The following is a 15846-nucleotide window of genomic DNA, read 5'->3' on the forward strand; positions in this document are numbered from 1 at the left end:
CCGCAGGACGCATCCGGGAGTGGGTGGAGCTGTTCGATCCGGCCGGGGTGCTGGAGTTCCCCTATCCGCCGCCGGGCGTGCCGTCCCGGTTCGCCGGGCACCACGAACTGTACGAGCACATGAAGGACTTCCCGAAGCAGTTCGACGTCCACTTCTCCGGCCTCACCTTCCACGAGACGACCGATCCCGAACTGGTGATCGCCGAGTTCGTGGGCGAGGGCAGGGGCGTGGTCACCAGGCGACCGTTCCACCAGGTCTACATCTCCGTGGTCCGCTTCCGAGACGGCCGCATCGTCCACTTCCGCGACTTCTGGAACCCGCTGGCGACGATCCGTGCCGCCGCCACGGTCGGCCACGTGTGGCGTGGTCTCGTCAATCTGATGCGTCCGGCATCCAATCGAGGGCCAGCTTGACCTCGCGCCCCACCGTAATCGGGTTGTCCGCCACCACGGTGCTGCGTAGGTTCCTTGGTTGTGTCACTCCTTGGCAAGATCACCGGCCCGGTGTACCCGTGAGCGGCCGTCTTCGCCAGATCGCGCGCCAGACGGTGACGATCACGGAATCGGGCCGCTACCGCAACGACATCGGTGACGAGGTCGTCATCGCTGACGCGGTCCGCGCCGCAGTCGCCGGGACCCGGCATTACCTACCCGATGAGACGATCACCCTCGCGTACGGCCAAGCGGGTACCTGCACAGTGGAGGTGACGGACGAATCGACGCTGCTCGCGGCACGCCGCCTCGGCCCCGGCGCGGCGGCTCTGGTGTTCGCCTCGGCCAGGAATCCCGGCGGCGGGTTCCTCAACGGCGCCCAAGCGCAGGAGGAGAGCATCGCCCGCTCCTCAGCCCTCTACGCATGTCTGCGGGCCGCACCCGACTTCTACGCCTTCCACCGCGCCCAACAGGACCTGCGCTACAGCGACCGGATCGTCTACTCCCCCGACGTGCCGGTGTTCCGCGACGACAACGGCAACCTGCTCGACCAGCCGTACACCACCTCGCTGCTGACCGCAGCCGCGCCGAACCTCGGCGCGATCGTACGCAACCAGCCGGACCACACCGGTGACGTGCCAGCAGTCCTCGCCCGGCGGGCACGGCGGATCCTCGAGGTCGCCGCCACGCACGGGCATCGCGGCCTCGTGCTCGGAGCGTGGGGGTGCGGGGTGTTCCGCAACGATGCCGCGATCGTGGCCGACGCGCTCGCCCGAGTCTTGGACGCGGTCGCTCACTTCGACCACGTCGTCTTCGTCATCCGCGACAACCTGCCCGGAACGCCGGTCCACGCGGCGTTCGCCCAACGTTTCAGCCTCACCACCGACGAACGGACCAGCGGCCACCCTCGTGGCTGACCACCGCCCGGTACGCCGGACACCACCGGCAATCCGCTTCCAGTTCCAGCTACACCCGCTGGACCAGGTGCACCCCTGGGGTCGGGACAAACAGACGCTGCACTGGTTCGGACTCACCGACGGCTGGTACTGGCTCGACCCCAACGGACGTCAGCTGCTGCGCTACTCAGCCGAGACGGCTCGCCGTCGGCGACGACGACATCGCCTTCGCCGGCCCGGTACGCGGGCATACAGCTTTCGGCATGCAGCAGTTCACCGATGTGGTGCGTGATCTGGATCGCCACCCGATGGCCGCCATGAACGTAGCGGCTGTTGGTTGCCGTCTGCTCATGGTGAGACGCCGGGCTGGTGCCGGCGTCTCACGGGTCGCGGCGGATTCGTTTTGTGGTCAGGCCGGGAGCAGGCTGATCAGATCCGGTACTCCGTACCGAGTCGGAGGTTGATGTCCAGGCCGGCGTGGGTGTAGTAGTTCAAAATGCTGAACAGGGCGAAGACCAGTCCGCTGCCGAACCAGAGCCACCGCGCGGCGGTGAGCAGCCAGCCCGGACGCAGGCGGCTCAGCGGCGCCAGGATGGCACCGAGGCCGGCAGCCAGGTAGAGCAGCACGAAGAAGGTGTTCTCCACAAGTGGATAGCCGTTGAGCAGCCCGGTGATGGGTTCGGCGGCCGGCGCGCCGCCGACGATCTCGAACCGTGCGATGGCGGCGGCACAGGCGATCAGGACGCCGCCGAGTCCGATGACGACCACGGCGACCGGGGTGAGGTCCACCTGTTGCAGACCGGCGAGGTCGCCACGCAGGTGCCAGAGGTAGACCGCCGCGGCGAGCAGCAGGACGCCCAGGATCAGGCACGGCTCGCCGAAGATGAAGTTGAGCGGCGGGTTGACGGTCAACGGCCAAGTGGTCGCCATCAGCGCGCCCAGCGGCGCGAGGACCAGTCCGAGCGCGCCGAATACCACCGCCCACAGCCGCGGGTCGAAGGTGCCACCGGCTGGTGCCACCGCCACCGGCCGGTCCTGCGCTGGACCCGGATCCGTGTTGTCGAAAGCCGGCAGGGCGGCTGCGGCGGCCCGCCGAAGCAGTAGCGACACCAGGATCAATGCCAGCCCGGCGACCACTCCCATGGACGTGTTGTAGAGAATCACGTGCCCTCCCTCATGTGGTGTCGACCCTTGCCGGGGATCGGTGCCTCGTCGGCATCCGCCCGTCACCATGACCGCGGCCGCCGCTGCCTGGGCAGCGGCACTGCGCGGTCGGATCCGCCCGGTCGTCCGCGACCGCGACGGCGAGCGATTCCGTGCCGCCCGCGCGACCGTCGCCGGCTGTCGGCGTGTCGCGGTCCGGGAGTCGCTCGTCGAGTTCGGGAATCTGGCCCCAGGAGGCACCGGCTGGAGCGGATCCGCGTGGCGATTCATCCGTGACCACAATGGTCGCCGGTCCGCGTCGCATCCAACCAATGGTCAGCTGAGCTGTAACCACATAGCCACTTTACGTAGCATCAACCTGCTTACGCCAGGGCTTTGACCGGGCCAACTTGATCATCCACAGTGAGATTTGCTGGAACGCCAGGTGATCTGCCGGCGACTCGACGTCGGGACAGACAGCACCGACGACATTGGACGCGCTGCCTCGCCATGGACCGCCTACCGACCGACCGCCGACCCGCCCTCGCCAGGGACGAAGCATGCTGTCTTATCAGTACAGCCCACACCAGACGGCAAGGAGACCGCCAGGCGACTTCGAGCGATGATCACTACCGACTCCGCGCTTCTGGCCGCCACTGCGACGGCCGCCACTGCGACGGCCGTCGCCGTCGGCCAGATCCAGTCCCCGGCAGCCTGGGACCTGGCCGGCCACAGTTGGTCCAACTGATGCCAGCCGCCGCTTCCGCGCCTTACCGGTCCCCGGTCCAGGCCGCTTCGAGGATGGCGGTCAGGCTCGCGGTGTCGGTCGGGCCCGGATGGTTCTGGATCAGACGGGTGACGCCACTGGCCATCTCCGCGAAGCGCGGCAGGTCGGCACGGGCCACGCCGATGTCCGCCAAGGTGGGTGGGATGCCGATGTCGGCAAGGAGCCCGTTGAGCCAGGTGAGGAACGCATCTGCGGCCTCGGCCTCCGAGGCGTCGGTCACGTCGAGCCCGCAAACCCCGGCGAGGATGGCCAGCCGGTCTCCGATGGCATTCCTGGCCGCCGCCAGCGCGTAGGGCAGCAGCAGTCCGACGCCCAGGCCGTGCGGCGTGTGGGTGGCTGCGCCGATGGGGTACTGGAGGGCATGCGGGGCCGCGTTGCCTGCGTGGGAAAACGCGAGCCCGGCTAGCACTGACCCGTAGGACATGTCCGCGCGCGCGTCCTTGTCGCCTCCGTCCCGGACAGCACGACGCAGGCTACGGGCGATCCGCTCCGCGGCCAGGAGCGCGTAGTGGTCGGTGACCGGATTGCGACCGAGGAACACCTGCTCGACCGGGTCGCGCGGTCCGTGGGCCCGGGGTCGCGCGGTGTAGCTCTCCACGGCGTGACAGAACGCGTCGATGCCCGAGTGGGCGGTGACGGTCGCCGGGCAGGTGTAGGTGAGTTCGGGGTCGACGATGGCGAAGTCGGGCACGATGTGGACGCTGGAGACGCCTACTTTCAGCTCGCGGTCCGGGTCGGTCAACACCGAGACCGGTGTGAGCTCGGAGCCGGTGCCTGATGTCGTCGGGACCGCGACGAGCGGAATCGTCGGCCCCGGTACCTTCGACTCGCCGTAGAAGTCGCGCGGGCTCCCGCCGTGGCGCCGGATGACGCCGACGATCTTGGCGAGGTCGATCACCGTGCCTCCCCCGATGGCGAGGATCACGTCGGCGTCCACCTCTGCGGCGACCGATACGGCCAGGGCGACATCGGCGAGTGGCACGTCTGACGTCGCGTCGGCGAACACCTCGACGATCTCGACCTTTTCCCGCACGGCGGCCACGATCTCGGCCACGCCCGGCTGCCACAAAAGTATCCGGTCGGTCACGACGAGGACGCGCGAGCCGCTCTCGGCGACCACTCGTGGGATGTTCTGCGCGACCCCTTCGCCCACTATCAGCTGGCGTGGTCCGCGGACGGTCTCAAGCATGTCGGTGCCTCTCCGAACGTCGGCGGCGATGTGCGAGGCGGGACGTCCAGGTCATCTGTGCGACCGGGACGGTGCCGGCATGGTTGGCCGCCCGATGCGCCCGTAGCAGCGAGTCGGTCACGGTAGGTCGATCGCCGCGTAGGTGAGGTCGAGGTACTCGAGGATGCCCTCGTGCGACCCCTCCCTGCCGATCCCGGACTGCTTCACGCCTCCGAACGGAGCTGACGGGTCCGAAATCAGCCCACGGTTGATGCCGAGCATCCCCGTCTCCAGCCCTTCGGTGAACCGCAGCGCCCGCTGCAGGTCGCGGGTGAAGACGTATCCGACCAGGCCGTGCTCGGTGTCGTTGGCCTTCGCCATCACCTCGTCATCGGACGTGAACGGGATGATCGGCGCCACCGGGCCGAAGATCTCCGCCTCCAGCATCCGCGCTTCTTCGGGCACGTCGACGAGGACCGTCGGCGGGTAGAAGTGGCCCGGCCCGGCCGGCCGTTCGCCGCCCACCACGACCCGGGCACCGCGATCGACCGCGTCGGCGACCAGCTCGTCGATCTTGATGACCGAGGCTTCGTCGATCAACGGCCCGACGTCCACGCCGTCGTCGAGGCCGTGGCCCACCGAAAGGGCACCCATCCGCTCGGCAAAGCGCTCCGTGAACTCCTCGCGCACCGGCTCCTCGACGTAGATCCGGTTGGCCGCGATGCAGGACTCCCCGATGTTGCGCATCTTGGCCACCATGGCCCCGTCGAGCGCGACGTCCAGATCCGCGTCGGCGCACACGATCAGGGCCGCGTTGCCGCCCAGTTCCATGGAGGTGCGCAGCACGTTGTCCGCCGCCTGTCGGAGCAGCACACGCCCGACCTCCGTCGACCCGGTGAACGAAAGCTTGCGGGTCCGACGGTCGGCCAGCAGTGCGGAGACCACATCGCCGGCACGCTTGGTCGTCACCACGTTGACGACGCCCGGGGGAACGCCGACCTCCTCCATGATCCGGGCCAGCAACAGCATGGTGAGTGGCGTCTGAGCTGCCGGCTTGGTGATCGTCGTGCAGCCCGCTGCCAGCGCGGGAGCGATCTTGCGGGCGCCCATGGCCAACGGAAAGTTCCAGGGCGTCACGAAGACGCACGGCCCGACCGGCTTCGGCACGGTGAGGATGCGATATCCACCTGCGGGAGCCGTGCTGTAGCGCCCCTCGACGCGCACCGCCTCCTCGGCGAACCAGCGGAAGAACTCGGCGCCGTAGGCCACCTCGGCCCGAGCCTCGGCGAGCGGCTTGCCCATCTCGAGGGTGATCAGCCGGGCGACCTCCTCGGATCGTTCGATCAGTGCCCGGTACGTCGCGGTCAGCAACTCCGACCGTTTGCGCGGCGGGGTCGTCGCCCACCGCGCCATCGCCTTGCCGGCCGCGTCCAGAGCGGCGAGCCCGTCGACGACGCCGGCGTCCGCCACCCCGGCGATGGTCTTGCCGGTGGCCGGGTCCTCGACGGCGAAGGTGGCTCCGCTTGCGGCATCGCGCCAGGCGTCGCCGATCCGCAGTCGCCGGTACTCGGGGGCCAGGACGTTCATCGGGTCACTCATCGCGTTGCCTCCTGCGAGCTTCTGGTGATGTCCAGCGTGACCCCGGCGATCGCGTCCGACACGGCTACCGCCCCGCCTCGGACAGCGACAGCCCGGTGGCCGCGTCGAACAGGTGCGCACGGTCCAGGTCGACCGTGACGAGCAGGCGCTCGCCCGGCGTACCGGTGACGGTGGGTCGTGCCTTGATCTTGAGGATCTTCGTGCCCACTCGGACGTCGACCACCGTGCGGTCACCGAGCGGTTCGAGCCCGTAGACCTCCCCCGGCAACGACGCATCCCCACGCTGCTCGACGGAAAGGTCCTCGGCGCGCAGGCCCAGCAGCAGCGCACGACCGTCCTCGGCCGTGGTCCAGCGGGGCCTCGGCAGCGTCCAGCCGTCCGCACCGACCAGACGATCTCCCTCGGCGCGGCAGGCGAGCAGGCTGATCGGCGGGCTCCCGACGAATCCCGCGACCCACTGGTTGGCTGGCCGCTCGTACACCTCGGTCGGCGTTCCGACCTGTTGCACCTTCCCGTCCTTGAGGACCGCGACATGGTCGGCCATGGACAAGGCCTCGACCTGGTCGTTGGTCACGTAGACGAAGGTCGCGCCGAGGCTGCGGTGGATGCGGGTGAGCTCGGTGCGCATCTCGACGCGGAGCTTGAGGTCGAGGTTCGTCAGCGGCTCGTCCATGAGGAACGCGCGCGGGCGACGGACCAGCGCCCGGGCCAGTGCGACGCGCTGCATCTCACCGCCCGACAACTGCGCGGGCCGACGCTGCAGCAGCCGTTCGATGTGCAGCAGGCTCGACATCTGCTCGACGGCAGCGGCGATCTCACTCGAAGAACAGCGGCGTGCCCGCAGCGGCGAGGCGATGTTCTCGTACGCCGTGTGTCGTGGGTAGAGGGCGTAGCTCTGGAACACCATTGCCAGGTCGCGGGCGGCCGGAGCGTCACCGGTCGCGTCCCTCCCGTCCAGATGCACCGACCCGGCGTCGAGCCTCTCAAGGCCGGCGATCGCTCGCAGGGTCGTCGTCTTACCTGCCCCGGAGGGTCCGAGTACGACGAAGAACGAGCCGTCCGGCACGTCCAGCGTCACCCCGTCCAGGGCCCGGACCTTGCCGAAGGACTTGCACAGCCCGTTCACTGCCACGGTTCCCATCAGGCCACCAGCTCTTCCGTGCTCACGTCGTAGACCGCCGGGGTCCCGCCGATGTGCCGCAGCCCGACCGATGCGTCAGCGGCGAAACGGACAGTCGGTGGCATCCGAACCCGGACGTCACGCTGGCCGCTGTGGTCGACCACGTAGATGATCTCGTCGCCCAGCCACTCCGCCGAGACCACGCGGGCCGGGACCGAACGTTCCGCCCCTGGTTCGGTGACTTCCAGCGCCTCCGGCCGGACGCCTGCAACCAGGCGACGGTCGTGCGGCAGGCCCGGCGGCGGCGGGAGAACCAGTCCGCCCTGACTCCGCAGCTTCCCGTCGACCAGTTCCACCTCGATCAGGTTCATTGGCGGGGAGCCGATGAACGCGGCGCAGAACAGGCTCGCCGGACGGTCGTAGACTTCCAGCGGCGTGCCGATCTGCTCGACGCGGCCCTTGTTGAGGATGGCGATTCGGTGACCGAGCGACATCGCCTCGACCTGATCGTGGGTGACGTAGACCATCGTCGCCCCCAGCTCACCCTGCAGGTGCTTGATCTCCGTACGCATGTCCGCCCTCAGCTCCGCGTCCAGGTTGGTGAGAGGTTCGTCCATGAGGAACGCACGTGGTCGTCGGACCAGGGCGCGAGCGAGCGCGACGCGCTGCTGCTCCCCGCCGGACAGTTGGCGCGGTCGCCGGTCCAGGAGTGGACCGAGCCGCATCAGCCGGGCGGCCTCATCGACCCTTTCACGCACCTCCGGCTTGGGTAGGCCCTCGGCCCGCAGTGGGAACGCCAGGTTGTCGCGGGTTCTCAGATGCGGGTAGAGAGCGTAGAACTGGAACACCATGGCGATGTCGCGCTCGGCGGGTGGCAGGTCGTTGACCAGCGTGTCGCCGATGCGGATGTCGCCCGTCGTCTGCCTCTCCAGGCCGGCTACGGCCCGCAGCGTGGTCGTCTTGCCGCAACCCGACGGACCGAGCATCACGAACAGCTCGCCGTCGCCGATGGACAGGTCCACGTGCTCAACCGCGACCGTCCCGTCCGGGTAGCGCTTGTGCAGCGCGGTCACCTCGATACCCGCCATCAGCGTCGCACCGCCCCGAGCGTCACACCGGCGACGAGGTGCTTACGCACCAGGTACGCGAAGACGAGCACCGGCAGGGCGAACACCACTGAGGCGGCGGCCACGAGACCCCAGTCCACGGTGGTTCCACCGATGAGGCCCGCGATGGCCGGTGGGGCTGTCCGTACGCTGTCGCTGGAGGTGAGGAAGATGGCGAACACGAACTCGTTCCAGGAGAAGATGAGCGCGAAGACCGCCGTCGCGGCGATGCCGGGCACGAGCAGAGGAAGGGTGAATCGCCAGAACGCTTGCAACCGGCTGTAGCCGTCGAGCATGGCGGCGTCCTCGTACTCCGCAGGCACCTCGTCGACGAACCCCTTCATCATCCAGATCGTGAACGGGAGGTTGAACGCGGCGTAGATGAGGATCAGTCCGAGCTTGGTGTCGATGAGTCCGACCTGGCGGTACATCAGGAAAATCGGGACAACGACCACCACGGGCGGCATGAAGCGGGTGGACAGGATGAAGAAGAGTTGGTCTTTCTTGGCTTTCACGGCGAAGCGTGAGTAGGCCCAGGCTGCCGGCACTCCCAGGACGGTCGCCAGCACCGTGGAGACCCCGGCGACGACGATGGAGTTGAGGAACGCGACGGACAAGGATGAGCGACCGCCAGCCGAGCCGACGAACACGTCCTTGAAATGGTCCATGGTGACCGTGAAGCCAAGAAACTTGGCTGGGATCGCGTAAACGTCCCGGTTTTCCTTGATCGACGTCTCGATCATCCACAGCACCGGAAAGAGCATCACGACGGCCAGCGCTGCCAGCAGCGCGACCTCCAGCACCGATCGGCCCCGGCCGCGAAAACGGCGCGCTGGGGGCGGGTTGTCCCGGGCAGGACCTGTGGTCACGGCCTCGTCGACGGAGACGGCCATCAGTCCTCCTTGAGCTTGTTTAGGTAGCGCAGGTAGAGCTGCGTGAGGATGATGACGACGATGACCATGAGGATCCCGTACGCCGAGGCGGTCCCGGTGTTGAAGCCCAGGAACGCGACCTTGTAGACGTGGAACGACAACGTCTCGGTGGAGACACCCGGACCTCCGCTCGTGAGGATGTAGACGAGGTCGAACAGCCGGAAGGCCTCGATGGCCCGAAACAACACGGCGATGAGGAGCAGCGGCCATACCAGCGGAAGAGTGATGTGGCGAAACCGGAACCACTCGGACGCCCGGTCGATCGAGGCGGCCTCGTACAGGTACTTGGGGACCGCCGTAAGGCCGGCAAGTGCGATGAGCATGATGAACGGCGTCCATTGCCAGGTGTCGACCAGGATCAGGGAGAACAATGCGGTTCGCTGCTGGGTCAGCCACTCCACCTGCCCCAGGCCGAGCGAGCCGAGCATGCTGTTGATCACGCCGAACTGCGTGTCGAGCATGAATCGCCAGAACAGCCCGACCACGACCGGCGACAGCATCATCGGAACCAGGAACAGAGTTGTCAGCAGTCCTCGCCCGTGCGTGCGCCGTGAGATCAGGTACGCGATGGCGAAACCGAGCACGGTCTGCAGGGTAACCGCACCGAACACGTAGATCACCGTCGTCAAGGCCCTCTGGTGGACCTGCGAAGAAGTCAGGACGGCGGTGTAGTTCCCGAACCAGATGAAATGGGCGGGGCCCCCACGGGTGGCCGAGTAGTCGGTGAACGACAGGTACAACGCCCACAGCAACGGGAACACCGACATCGCGAGCAACAGCAGCAGGGCGGGGGCAATGAAGGCCACGGCGAGCCTGCGGTCGCTCAGTCGGCTGGACCATCCCGGTGCAGGTGGCGTCGCAGACGTCACCTGCACCGGGCGGTCGGTCGTCAGAGGGGCGGAGTCACTCACAGTCCGCCGCCACCCTTGCGGCCGCTGGAGTCGAGCACGCCCTGCTGCTCCCTGGCGATGTCGTCGAGCGCCTCCTTCGGCGTCTTCACTCCGTTGAGCGCCGCGTTCACGTTGGTGTTCTCGATGTCGACGAGGCGCGCGTACTCGGGCACGTTCCACATGTCCCGCATCCGTGGAACCGAGTCGGTGTACACCTGGTTGAACGGCTGGGCATCGAGGAACTCGGGCGACTCCAGCGCGTCCGTGCGCGATGGCACACCACCGGCCGAGGCCCACTTCTTCTGGATCTCAGCCTGCTCGAACCACTTCATGAAGTTCAGGGCCTCCGCCTGGTGCGCCTCGGAGGCGTAGGCCGACACGTGCATCCCCATGCCGCCGAGGGGCACCAGGTTCGTCTTCTGGCTCGGCAGGGTGGCGAAACCCAGCTTGTCGAGAATCTCCTCGCGCGTGGTGCCGAGCGTCGACTGCTCCGGGTCGAGCAGGCCACCGCTCGCGGCGATCCAGTTGAACGCGATACATGCCTTGCCCTGGGCGACCGCCGCGTTCACCTCGTCGATGAACCAGTTGCCGGAGCCCTTGGCGGTCAGCGGCTTCATCTTGTTGACGAGGACGTCCATCGCCTCGTGCCCCGCCTCGTCGTTGAGGACGCCCTCGATCTTGCGCTCCTTGGCGTTCCAGAGGTTCCCGCCGTAGACGCCGTTGACCGTGTTGTACGTTACGGCTGCGGCGTCGGAGCCGTTGGCCTGGTGGAAAGCCAGCCCGCTGACGCCAGGGTTGTCCGCCTGGCACTTCTCGGCGACCGAGATCATCTCGTCCCAGGTCTCCGGAGGCTCGTCGCCGATCAGATCCTTGCGGTAGATCATCGTCCAGGTGTCGCCGAGCAGCGGCAGGCCGTACAGACTGGCGTTTTCGTCGCGCTGGCCGGTCTCCGCCTGGGGGAACTGGCCGTAGGCCGCCAGGAGGTACGGGTCGTAGGCCTCGACGTCGATGTTCTCGTTGACGAAGTCGGTGATGTCGAGGATGTTGCCGTTCGTCACGGCCTCGCCGATGTGTTGCGAGTCCAGGATCGCGATGTCGAAGTCGGTCTTGCGCGCGGCGAACTGGGTGAACATCGCGTCGTGCCAGTTCGCGTTCGGCACGGTGTTGACCTTGATGGTCACGTTCGGCCGCTCGTTCGCGTACTCCTCGTTCGCGAAGTCTTCCAGCGCCTGAGCGGGCGGCCAGTCGAACCAGATGAAGCTGAGGGTCAGCGGGTCCTCGGTGAGCGTCGGGATAGTCGCCGGCGCCTTCGGGGCGCTCCCCTGCCCGCCGTCGTCCTGGCCGCCGCAGGCCGCCACCATCGTGGCGACCAGCACGGCTGCCGTCGCCATCCGCGCCTTTCGCCCGGTAAAGGTCAGTCGTCCGGTTCGCTTCTGATATCGCATCTTATTGCCTGCTTTCTAAGAGGGGACTTCCGGAGCCCTGCCGCATGCTTTCGCCGAGCAGTCGCTGCGTTGTTCAGGCGTGTCGCCGTGCTGTCGCGGGGGACGACCCGCAGACCGGCGCCACGAGTACGCCGCGACGTACCGGGGTCATGCAGCCGAGAAGCCCTTCGGTCCTGGTGCGGCCCGGTGGCGAACCGAGCAGGGCGCCGAGCATGCTCATGGAAGCTTCACGTGATCGAAGTAGAGCGCTGGCAGGCGGTTCGGCGGTGGTGCGGATTGCCAGCCTCCGTCACCGTTCCTATACGATTCGGGTGGACGGCGTCAGCATGCAGCAGCGTTGCGACCGATGTCAACAGGTTCGCGGAGACGCGAGAAGGGACCTCACGTCACGATGGACGACGAAGCGATGAGCGCGCGGGGGCGTGGAGCCATGCCGGGCGGAGTGCCGCCGGAACGATCTCGCGGCCGGCTTGCTGACGAGGTGTACGACACGCTGCTCGGACAGCTGATGTCGCTACGGATCGAGCCTGGCTCCCGCGTCACGATCGACGTCCTGGCGCGAGAGCTGGGAGTCTCGCAGACGCCGATCCGAGACGCTCTGAACCGCATGGAGGCCGAGGGCCTGGTCGTGCGGGTGCCCCATGCCGGCTACCGCATTCCACCTCAAATCACCCGGAACCGATTCGAGGACATGCTCGAGATCCGCCTGCTCCTCGAGCCGGCAGCGGCGCGCAGATCCGCCGAACGCGCATCCTTGGAGCAGGTGGCCGGTCTGCAACGGATGCTGGAGGAGATGGCAGAGCTGGACGAGGGCAACGGGCGCATGGCCTATGGCGCCTTCGGGCTACGCGACGCCGCTTTTCACGATCTCGTCGCGCTGAGCGCGGGGAACCAGGTCATCCGCGAAGCGCTCGCTCGCCTGCACACGCACGTGCACCTGTTCCGGCTGCTCCACGACACCCAGGTCACGCACCTGGCCATGGCCGAGCACGAAGAAGTTCTGGCCGCGATCGCCGCGCGTGATCCCGACGCCGCCGCCTACGCCATGCGTCGGCACATCCTGCGGTCCGGCGAGCGGTTCCGACGACTGTTCGACGAGGCCAAGGACGCGGAAGGGATGGCGGTGGAGGCTTGACGGGCGGGCTGAGCCGAGGAATGCTAGCTCAAATCAGATCGGATCGGATTTGATCTGCCTCACCCGGCCCACGATGCGAGGAGAAGCAGGTGCCCAGAGCGCTGCTCCTGACCGGCGACGCCGCCGAGGAGCTCGACACCATGTATCCCTACTACCGCGTACAGGAGGGCGGCTGGGACGTTGACGTCTCGTCACGGACGATGCGTGACGTGCAGCTGGTCATCCACGAGTTCGACCCCAACTCCGACGCCTACGTGGAGAAGAACGGCCGGAAGCTGCCGGTCGACGTGCCCTGGGCCGAGGTCGACGTCGAGCGCTACGACGCCCTCATCATCCCCGGGGGACGTGCCCCCGAGTGGATCCGGGTCGACGCCGACGTCAGGCGCATCACCGAGCACTTCTTCGCGCGTGACCTCCCGATCGCGTTGGTGTGCCACGGTGCGCAGGTGCCAGCGGTGTACGGGCTGCTCAAGGGTCGACGAACGGCGTGCTTTCCACCCATCACCGGTGACATGGAGAACGCGGGCGCGACGGTCGTCGACGCTCCCGACGTCGTGGACGGCAACCTCGTCTCCTGCCGCGGGTGGCCCGACATGCCGCAGTTCGGCAGGGCGATGATGGCGGTCTTTTCGAAGTCCGTCAACCGCGAATCGGCATGAGCGCACCTGGCCGGCACCGGTGACGGCACTTCGGACCGTCACCGTCGACGGCTCCCCCGTCCACGTCCTGGAGATCGGCACCGGACCCGCAGTGCTGATGCTGCACGGCTCCGGACCTGGCACGACCGGGTCCGGAGCCTGGGCAACGACGGCGCAGGCGCTGGGCACATCCTGGCACCTGGTGGCTCCTGACCAGGCAGGGTTCGGCCGTACCCCCATCCCGGTGGGCTGCAGAGGTGGGCTCCGGCTGTGGACGGAGCAGGCCGCCGGCCTGATGGATGCTCTCGGTATCGAGCACTACGCCGTGGTTGGTCACTCCATGGGCGGTGCCGTGGCGCTGGCGTTGGCGGCCGCGCACCCCCAGCGGGTCACCCGTGTCGTGGCGGTCTCGACGATGGGCGCACCCGGGGCGCCGCTGTCCGCCGAGCTCGACGCTATCTGGGCCGCCCCCGCCGGCCCGCTTGGGGCACGCGACATGCTGAGTCGCCTCGTGCTCGACCAGGCGCTCGTGACCGAGTCAGCCGTCGCTGCCCGTGCGGCTGCGATGCGGACGGGTGCGACCGCCTTCGCGTCGCTGTTCCCTCCACCCAGGGCACGGTGGGCCGACGACCTCAGCCTCTCGACGCAGACGCTGGCAAGGGTCCGCGCGCCCGTGCTGCTCGTCCACGGTGCCGAGGACCGGGTCACCCCGCTCGGGACGGCCGCCCTGCCCCTGCTCGAACACCTGGCCGATGTCCGTCTGCACGTGCTCGGCCGATGCGGACACGTGCCGGCGATCGAGCACCCGCTCGAGTTCCGGCAACTGCTGTCCTCCTTCCTCCGGCGCGACCGATATCACTAACTGCTGCGGCAGGACCACAGCCCGCGTCAGGTGCCGAAGGCGAGTTTCGGGTGCGGTACCTGGCCGGATGAGCAGCTCGGGTACGTCCTGTTCCGGAATGCCGTTGACGAGCAACGCGACCCGTCCCTGGTTGAAGGCGTCAACGACAGTACGGTTCTCGCCGAGCGCCAAGTAGAACGCGGCGGCGAAGACGATGGCGGCGGCGTCGCGGATCGACCGGCGCATTCCTACCACGTAGTCGATGTGTTCGCTGATCACCTTCGCCTGAACCACCGAATAACAGGCGTTGAGGATGACAACCTGGACATTGTCCTTCATGACACGGAACAGTTTACCGAGGGCGGCAGCGCTGACAGCGTGTTCACCTGCCCGATTGACGGTCGGGTACCCGCTTTCCGGAGTGAGTTCGCGGCTCTGCGCGAAGGGTCCGTCAGCGGCCAGCATAATCTCGCCGGCCTGACTGCCGTGGACGCTGAAATGGACGATGTGCGGCATGTACTGATTGAGGTATTGCAGCAAATCGTTGGCGCGGGCGACCAGGCAGGGCACCAGTTCGAACGCGTCCCGTTGCGCGGTCGCCCGCAGGGCGGCGACGATCTCCCACATCTCCACGTCGAGGGAGAGCCGGTCGCTGGTCAACGGATTGGCTGAATACCACTATTCGGAATTTCGGCCGTCCTCCGGCCATCGGGTCGGCGGCGGTTCCAGCCCACGCGGTTCCCATCGGCAGCGCGTTGGCCGATTGATGACGGACCGGTTGCCTGCGCATCCGCAGCCCTTCCTGGTGCTTCCGGTAGAGTTGCTCGGTGATCCGGCCGTTGGCGACAGAGCTTCGAGGATCACGTCGCCATTGAGACCGACGGCCACCTCGGTCAGGAGCGTGTTCATGAGGTGCAAGTCGCCCCGGTCAGCCAGCCGCAGCGCGGTGTCAAGATGCTGGCGCATCGCCACGCAGTCGCCGCGCCGGCCGGCCTCGAACGCGCTGTCGACGTACGGGTAGGGGTGCTGCGGGTTTATTTTGACCGCGAGGTGAAAGTCCTCCTGCGCCCTGCCGTAGTCGCCGACGGCAATGTATACGCAGCCGCGGTCGTTCAGCAGCGTGGAGACCAGTTGAGCAGGCTGGGAAACTGAACGTGCGCACCGGCGACGGTCGAGATCGCGCTGGTGTATTCGGCAATCGCCGTGGCGTGGTCGCGCTGGTCGTTGGCCAGCCGGGCCAACGACATCCGGCAGTTGAGGTCGGCCGGGTTCGCGGCAACGGCCAGCCGCAACGCCTGCACCGCCTGATCACTGTCGCCCAGGAACTGATGGGCCGTGCCGATCCGGCGGAGCACGGTCGCCCGGGTCGCCGGCAGCGCCTTCGCCCCGAGCATCTGCAGGCAGGTGGGCGAGTCCTGGATCGCCTGCTGCAGTTCGCCGCGACGCAGCCGGACCTCCGCCCGGGTGCCCACATGCATCGCCTTCGCCACTGGGTCCTTGGCCGCGAGGATGGCACGCTCGGCCAACCGCAGCGCCCGTTCCAGGTGCGCGGGCTCGGTGGCGAACACCGTCATCAGCAGCGCGATGCCGTTGGCGGCCAAGCTGCTGTCCAAGTCGAGCCGCAGCGCCTGCTGATACACGGCCAAGGCCTCCTGCGGCCGTCCAGCCTGCTGGTGGTCGATCCCGGCCTGTACCAGGCTCTGGGCCATCTCTCT

Annotated in this window: 17 protein-coding genes; 8 read left to right on the forward strand and 9 right to left on the reverse strand. The window is 67.8% G+C overall.

Annotated elements, in window-relative coordinates; all coding sequences use genetic code 11:
- The 3 genes from ACFHWT_RS08610 to ACFHWT_RS08620 all read left to right on the forward strand — a co-directional run.
- On the forward strand, nt 1-413 hold a 413-nt coding region (locus ACFHWT_RS08610), incomplete at its 5' end, for a nuclear transport factor 2 family protein (RefSeq protein ID WP_416594055.1).
- A 98-nt stretch (nt 414-511) separates the two neighbouring features.
- Complete coding sequence (locus ACFHWT_RS08615) at nt 512-1348, forward strand: TIGR02452 family protein (protein WP_416594056.1); 837 nt, start codon at nt 512-514, stop codon at nt 1346-1348.
- Nucleotides 1341-1619 carry a DUF5984 family protein gene (locus tag ACFHWT_RS08620; protein WP_416594057.1) on the forward strand — a complete coding sequence of 93 codons (279 nt, stop codon included), beginning with the start codon at nt 1341-1343 and terminating at the stop codon, nt 1617-1619. Before ACFHWT_RS08615 ends, ACFHWT_RS08620 begins: the two co-directional genes overlap by 8 nt.
- 137 nt (nt 1620-1756) lie before the next feature.
- On the opposite strand, the gene ACFHWT_RS08625 is transcribed toward ACFHWT_RS08620, so the two are convergent.
- On the reverse strand, nt 1757-2491 hold the full coding sequence (locus ACFHWT_RS08625; protein ID WP_416594058.1) for a DUF981 family protein: 735 nt from the start codon (nt 2489-2491) through the stop codon (nt 1757-1759).
- A gap of 601 nt (nt 2492-3092) precedes the next feature.
- Between ACFHWT_RS08625 and ACFHWT_RS08630 the strand changes: the two genes are divergently transcribed.
- On the forward strand, nt 3093-3218 hold the full coding sequence (locus tag ACFHWT_RS08630) for a hypothetical protein (protein WP_416594059.1): 126 nt from the start codon (nt 3093-3095) through the stop codon (nt 3216-3218).
- Between the two features lie 22 nt (nt 3219-3240).
- On the opposite strand, the gene ACFHWT_RS08635 is transcribed toward ACFHWT_RS08630, so the two are convergent.
- The 7 genes from ACFHWT_RS08635 to ACFHWT_RS08665 all read right to left on the reverse strand — a co-directional run bounded on the left by ACFHWT_RS08635 (nt 3241) and on the right by ACFHWT_RS08665 (nt 11463).
- Complete coding sequence (locus ACFHWT_RS08635) at nt 3241-4446, reverse strand: iron-containing alcohol dehydrogenase (RefSeq protein ID WP_416594061.1); 1206 nt, start codon at nt 4444-4446, stop codon at nt 3241-3243.
- Nucleotides 4447-4563: 117 nt separating this feature from the next.
- Entirely contained in the window at nt 4564-6024 is a 1461-nt protein-coding gene (locus ACFHWT_RS08640) for an NAD-dependent succinate-semialdehyde dehydrogenase (RefSeq protein ID WP_416594062.1), read from the reverse strand.
- A 64-nt stretch (nt 6025-6088) separates the two neighbouring features.
- On the reverse strand, nt 6089-7165 hold the full coding sequence (locus tag ACFHWT_RS08645; protein ID WP_416594063.1) for an ABC transporter ATP-binding protein: 1077 nt from the start codon (nt 7163-7165) through the stop codon (nt 6089-6091).
- Nucleotides 7165-8232, reverse strand: coding sequence for an ABC transporter ATP-binding protein (locus ACFHWT_RS08650; RefSeq protein ID WP_416594064.1), 1068 nt, complete (start codon nt 8230-8232; stop codon nt 7165-7167). Before ACFHWT_RS08650 ends, ACFHWT_RS08645 begins: the two co-directional genes overlap by 1 nt.
- On the reverse strand, nt 8232-9143 hold the full coding sequence (locus ACFHWT_RS08655) for a carbohydrate ABC transporter permease (protein ID WP_416594065.1): 912 nt from the start codon (nt 9141-9143) through the stop codon (nt 8232-8234). Before ACFHWT_RS08655 ends, ACFHWT_RS08650 begins: the two co-directional genes overlap by 1 nt.
- Nucleotides 9143-10093: a carbohydrate ABC transporter permease gene (locus tag ACFHWT_RS08660; protein WP_416594066.1), complete on the reverse strand. Its 951-nt coding sequence runs from the start codon at nt 10091-10093 to the stop codon at nt 9143-9145. Before ACFHWT_RS08660 ends, ACFHWT_RS08655 begins: the two co-directional genes overlap by 1 nt.
- On the reverse strand, nt 10090-11463 hold the full coding sequence (locus tag ACFHWT_RS08665; RefSeq protein ID WP_416594067.1) for an extracellular solute-binding protein: 1374 nt from the start codon (nt 11461-11463) through the stop codon (nt 10090-10092). Before ACFHWT_RS08665 ends, ACFHWT_RS08660 begins: the two co-directional genes overlap by 4 nt.
- 445 nt (nt 11464-11908) lie before the next feature.
- Between ACFHWT_RS08665 and ACFHWT_RS08670 the strand changes: the two genes are divergently transcribed.
- From ACFHWT_RS08670 to ACFHWT_RS08685, 4 genes are all read left to right on the forward strand, one after another.
- Nucleotides 11909-12652: a GntR family transcriptional regulator gene (locus tag ACFHWT_RS08670; protein ID WP_416594068.1), complete on the forward strand. Its 744-nt coding sequence runs from the start codon at nt 11909-11911 to the stop codon at nt 12650-12652.
- Between the two features lie 89 nt (nt 12653-12741).
- Nucleotides 12742-13311 carry a DJ-1/PfpI family protein gene (locus ACFHWT_RS08675; RefSeq protein WP_416594069.1) on the forward strand — a complete coding sequence of 190 codons (570 nt, stop codon included), beginning with the start codon at nt 12742-12744 and terminating at the stop codon, nt 13309-13311.
- Between the two features lie 97 nt (nt 13312-13408).
- Nucleotides 13409-14152 (forward strand): alpha/beta fold hydrolase, encoded by a 744-nt coding sequence (locus ACFHWT_RS08680; protein WP_416594168.1) that lies wholly within the window; start codon nt 13409-13411, stop codon nt 14150-14152.
- A 30-nt stretch (nt 14153-14182) separates the two neighbouring features.
- The gene (locus ACFHWT_RS08685) at nt 14183-14803 is read left to right on the forward strand and encodes a hypothetical protein (RefSeq protein WP_416594070.1); all 621 of its coding nucleotides are present in this window, start codon (nt 14183-14185) and stop codon (nt 14801-14803) included.
- A gap of 440 nt (nt 14804-15243) precedes the next feature.
- On the opposite strand, the gene ACFHWT_RS08690 is transcribed toward ACFHWT_RS08685, so the two are convergent.
- Nucleotides 15244-15840 (reverse strand): tetratricopeptide repeat protein, encoded by a 597-nt coding sequence (locus ACFHWT_RS08690; RefSeq protein WP_416594071.1) that lies wholly within the window; start codon nt 15838-15840, stop codon nt 15244-15246.
- Nucleotides 15841-15846: the final 6 nt, after the last annotated feature.

The organism is Micromonospora sp. LOL_021 (assembly GCF_048060215.1).
In the GTDB taxonomy this organism is placed as follows: Bacteria; Actinomycetota; Actinomycetes; order Mycobacteriales; family Micromonosporaceae; genus Micromonospora_E.

Coding starts and splice junctions, on each gene's coding strand:
- ACFHWT_RS08680 (WP_416594168.1), top strand. CDS start 13,409: ATGCTGCACGGCTCCGGACCTGGCACGACCGGGTCCGGAGCCTGGGCA.
- ACFHWT_RS08635 (WP_416594061.1), bottom strand. CDS start 4,446: ATGCTTGAGACCGTCCGCGGACCACGCCAGCTGATAGTGGGCGAAGGG.
- ACFHWT_RS08690 (WP_416594071.1), bottom strand. CDS start 15,840: ATGGCCCAGAGCCTGGTACAGGCCGGGATCGACCACCAGCAGGCTGGA.
- ACFHWT_RS08650 (WP_416594064.1), bottom strand. CDS start 8,232: ATGGCGGGTATCGAGGTGACCGCGCTGCACAAGCGCTACCCGGACGGG.
- ACFHWT_RS08630 (WP_416594059.1), top strand. CDS start 3,093: ATGATCACTACCGACTCCGCGCTTCTGGCCGCCACTGCGACGGCCGCC.
- ACFHWT_RS08645 (WP_416594063.1), bottom strand. CDS start 7,165: ATGGGAACCGTGGCAGTGAACGGGCTGTGCAAGTCCTTCGGCAAGGTC.
- ACFHWT_RS08655 (WP_416594065.1), bottom strand. CDS start 9,143: ATGGCCGTCTCCGTCGACGAGGCCGTGACCACAGGTCCTGCCCGGGAC.
- ACFHWT_RS08665 (WP_416594067.1), bottom strand. CDS start 11,463: ATGGCGACGGCAGCCGTGCTGGTCGCCACGATGGTGGCGGCCTGCGGC.
- ACFHWT_RS08640 (WP_416594062.1), bottom strand. CDS start 6,024: ATGAGTGACCCGATGAACGTCCTGGCCCCCGAGTACCGGCGACTGCGG.
- ACFHWT_RS08670 (WP_416594068.1), top strand. CDS start 11,909: ATGGACGACGAAGCGATGAGCGCGCGGGGGCGTGGAGCCATGCCGGGC.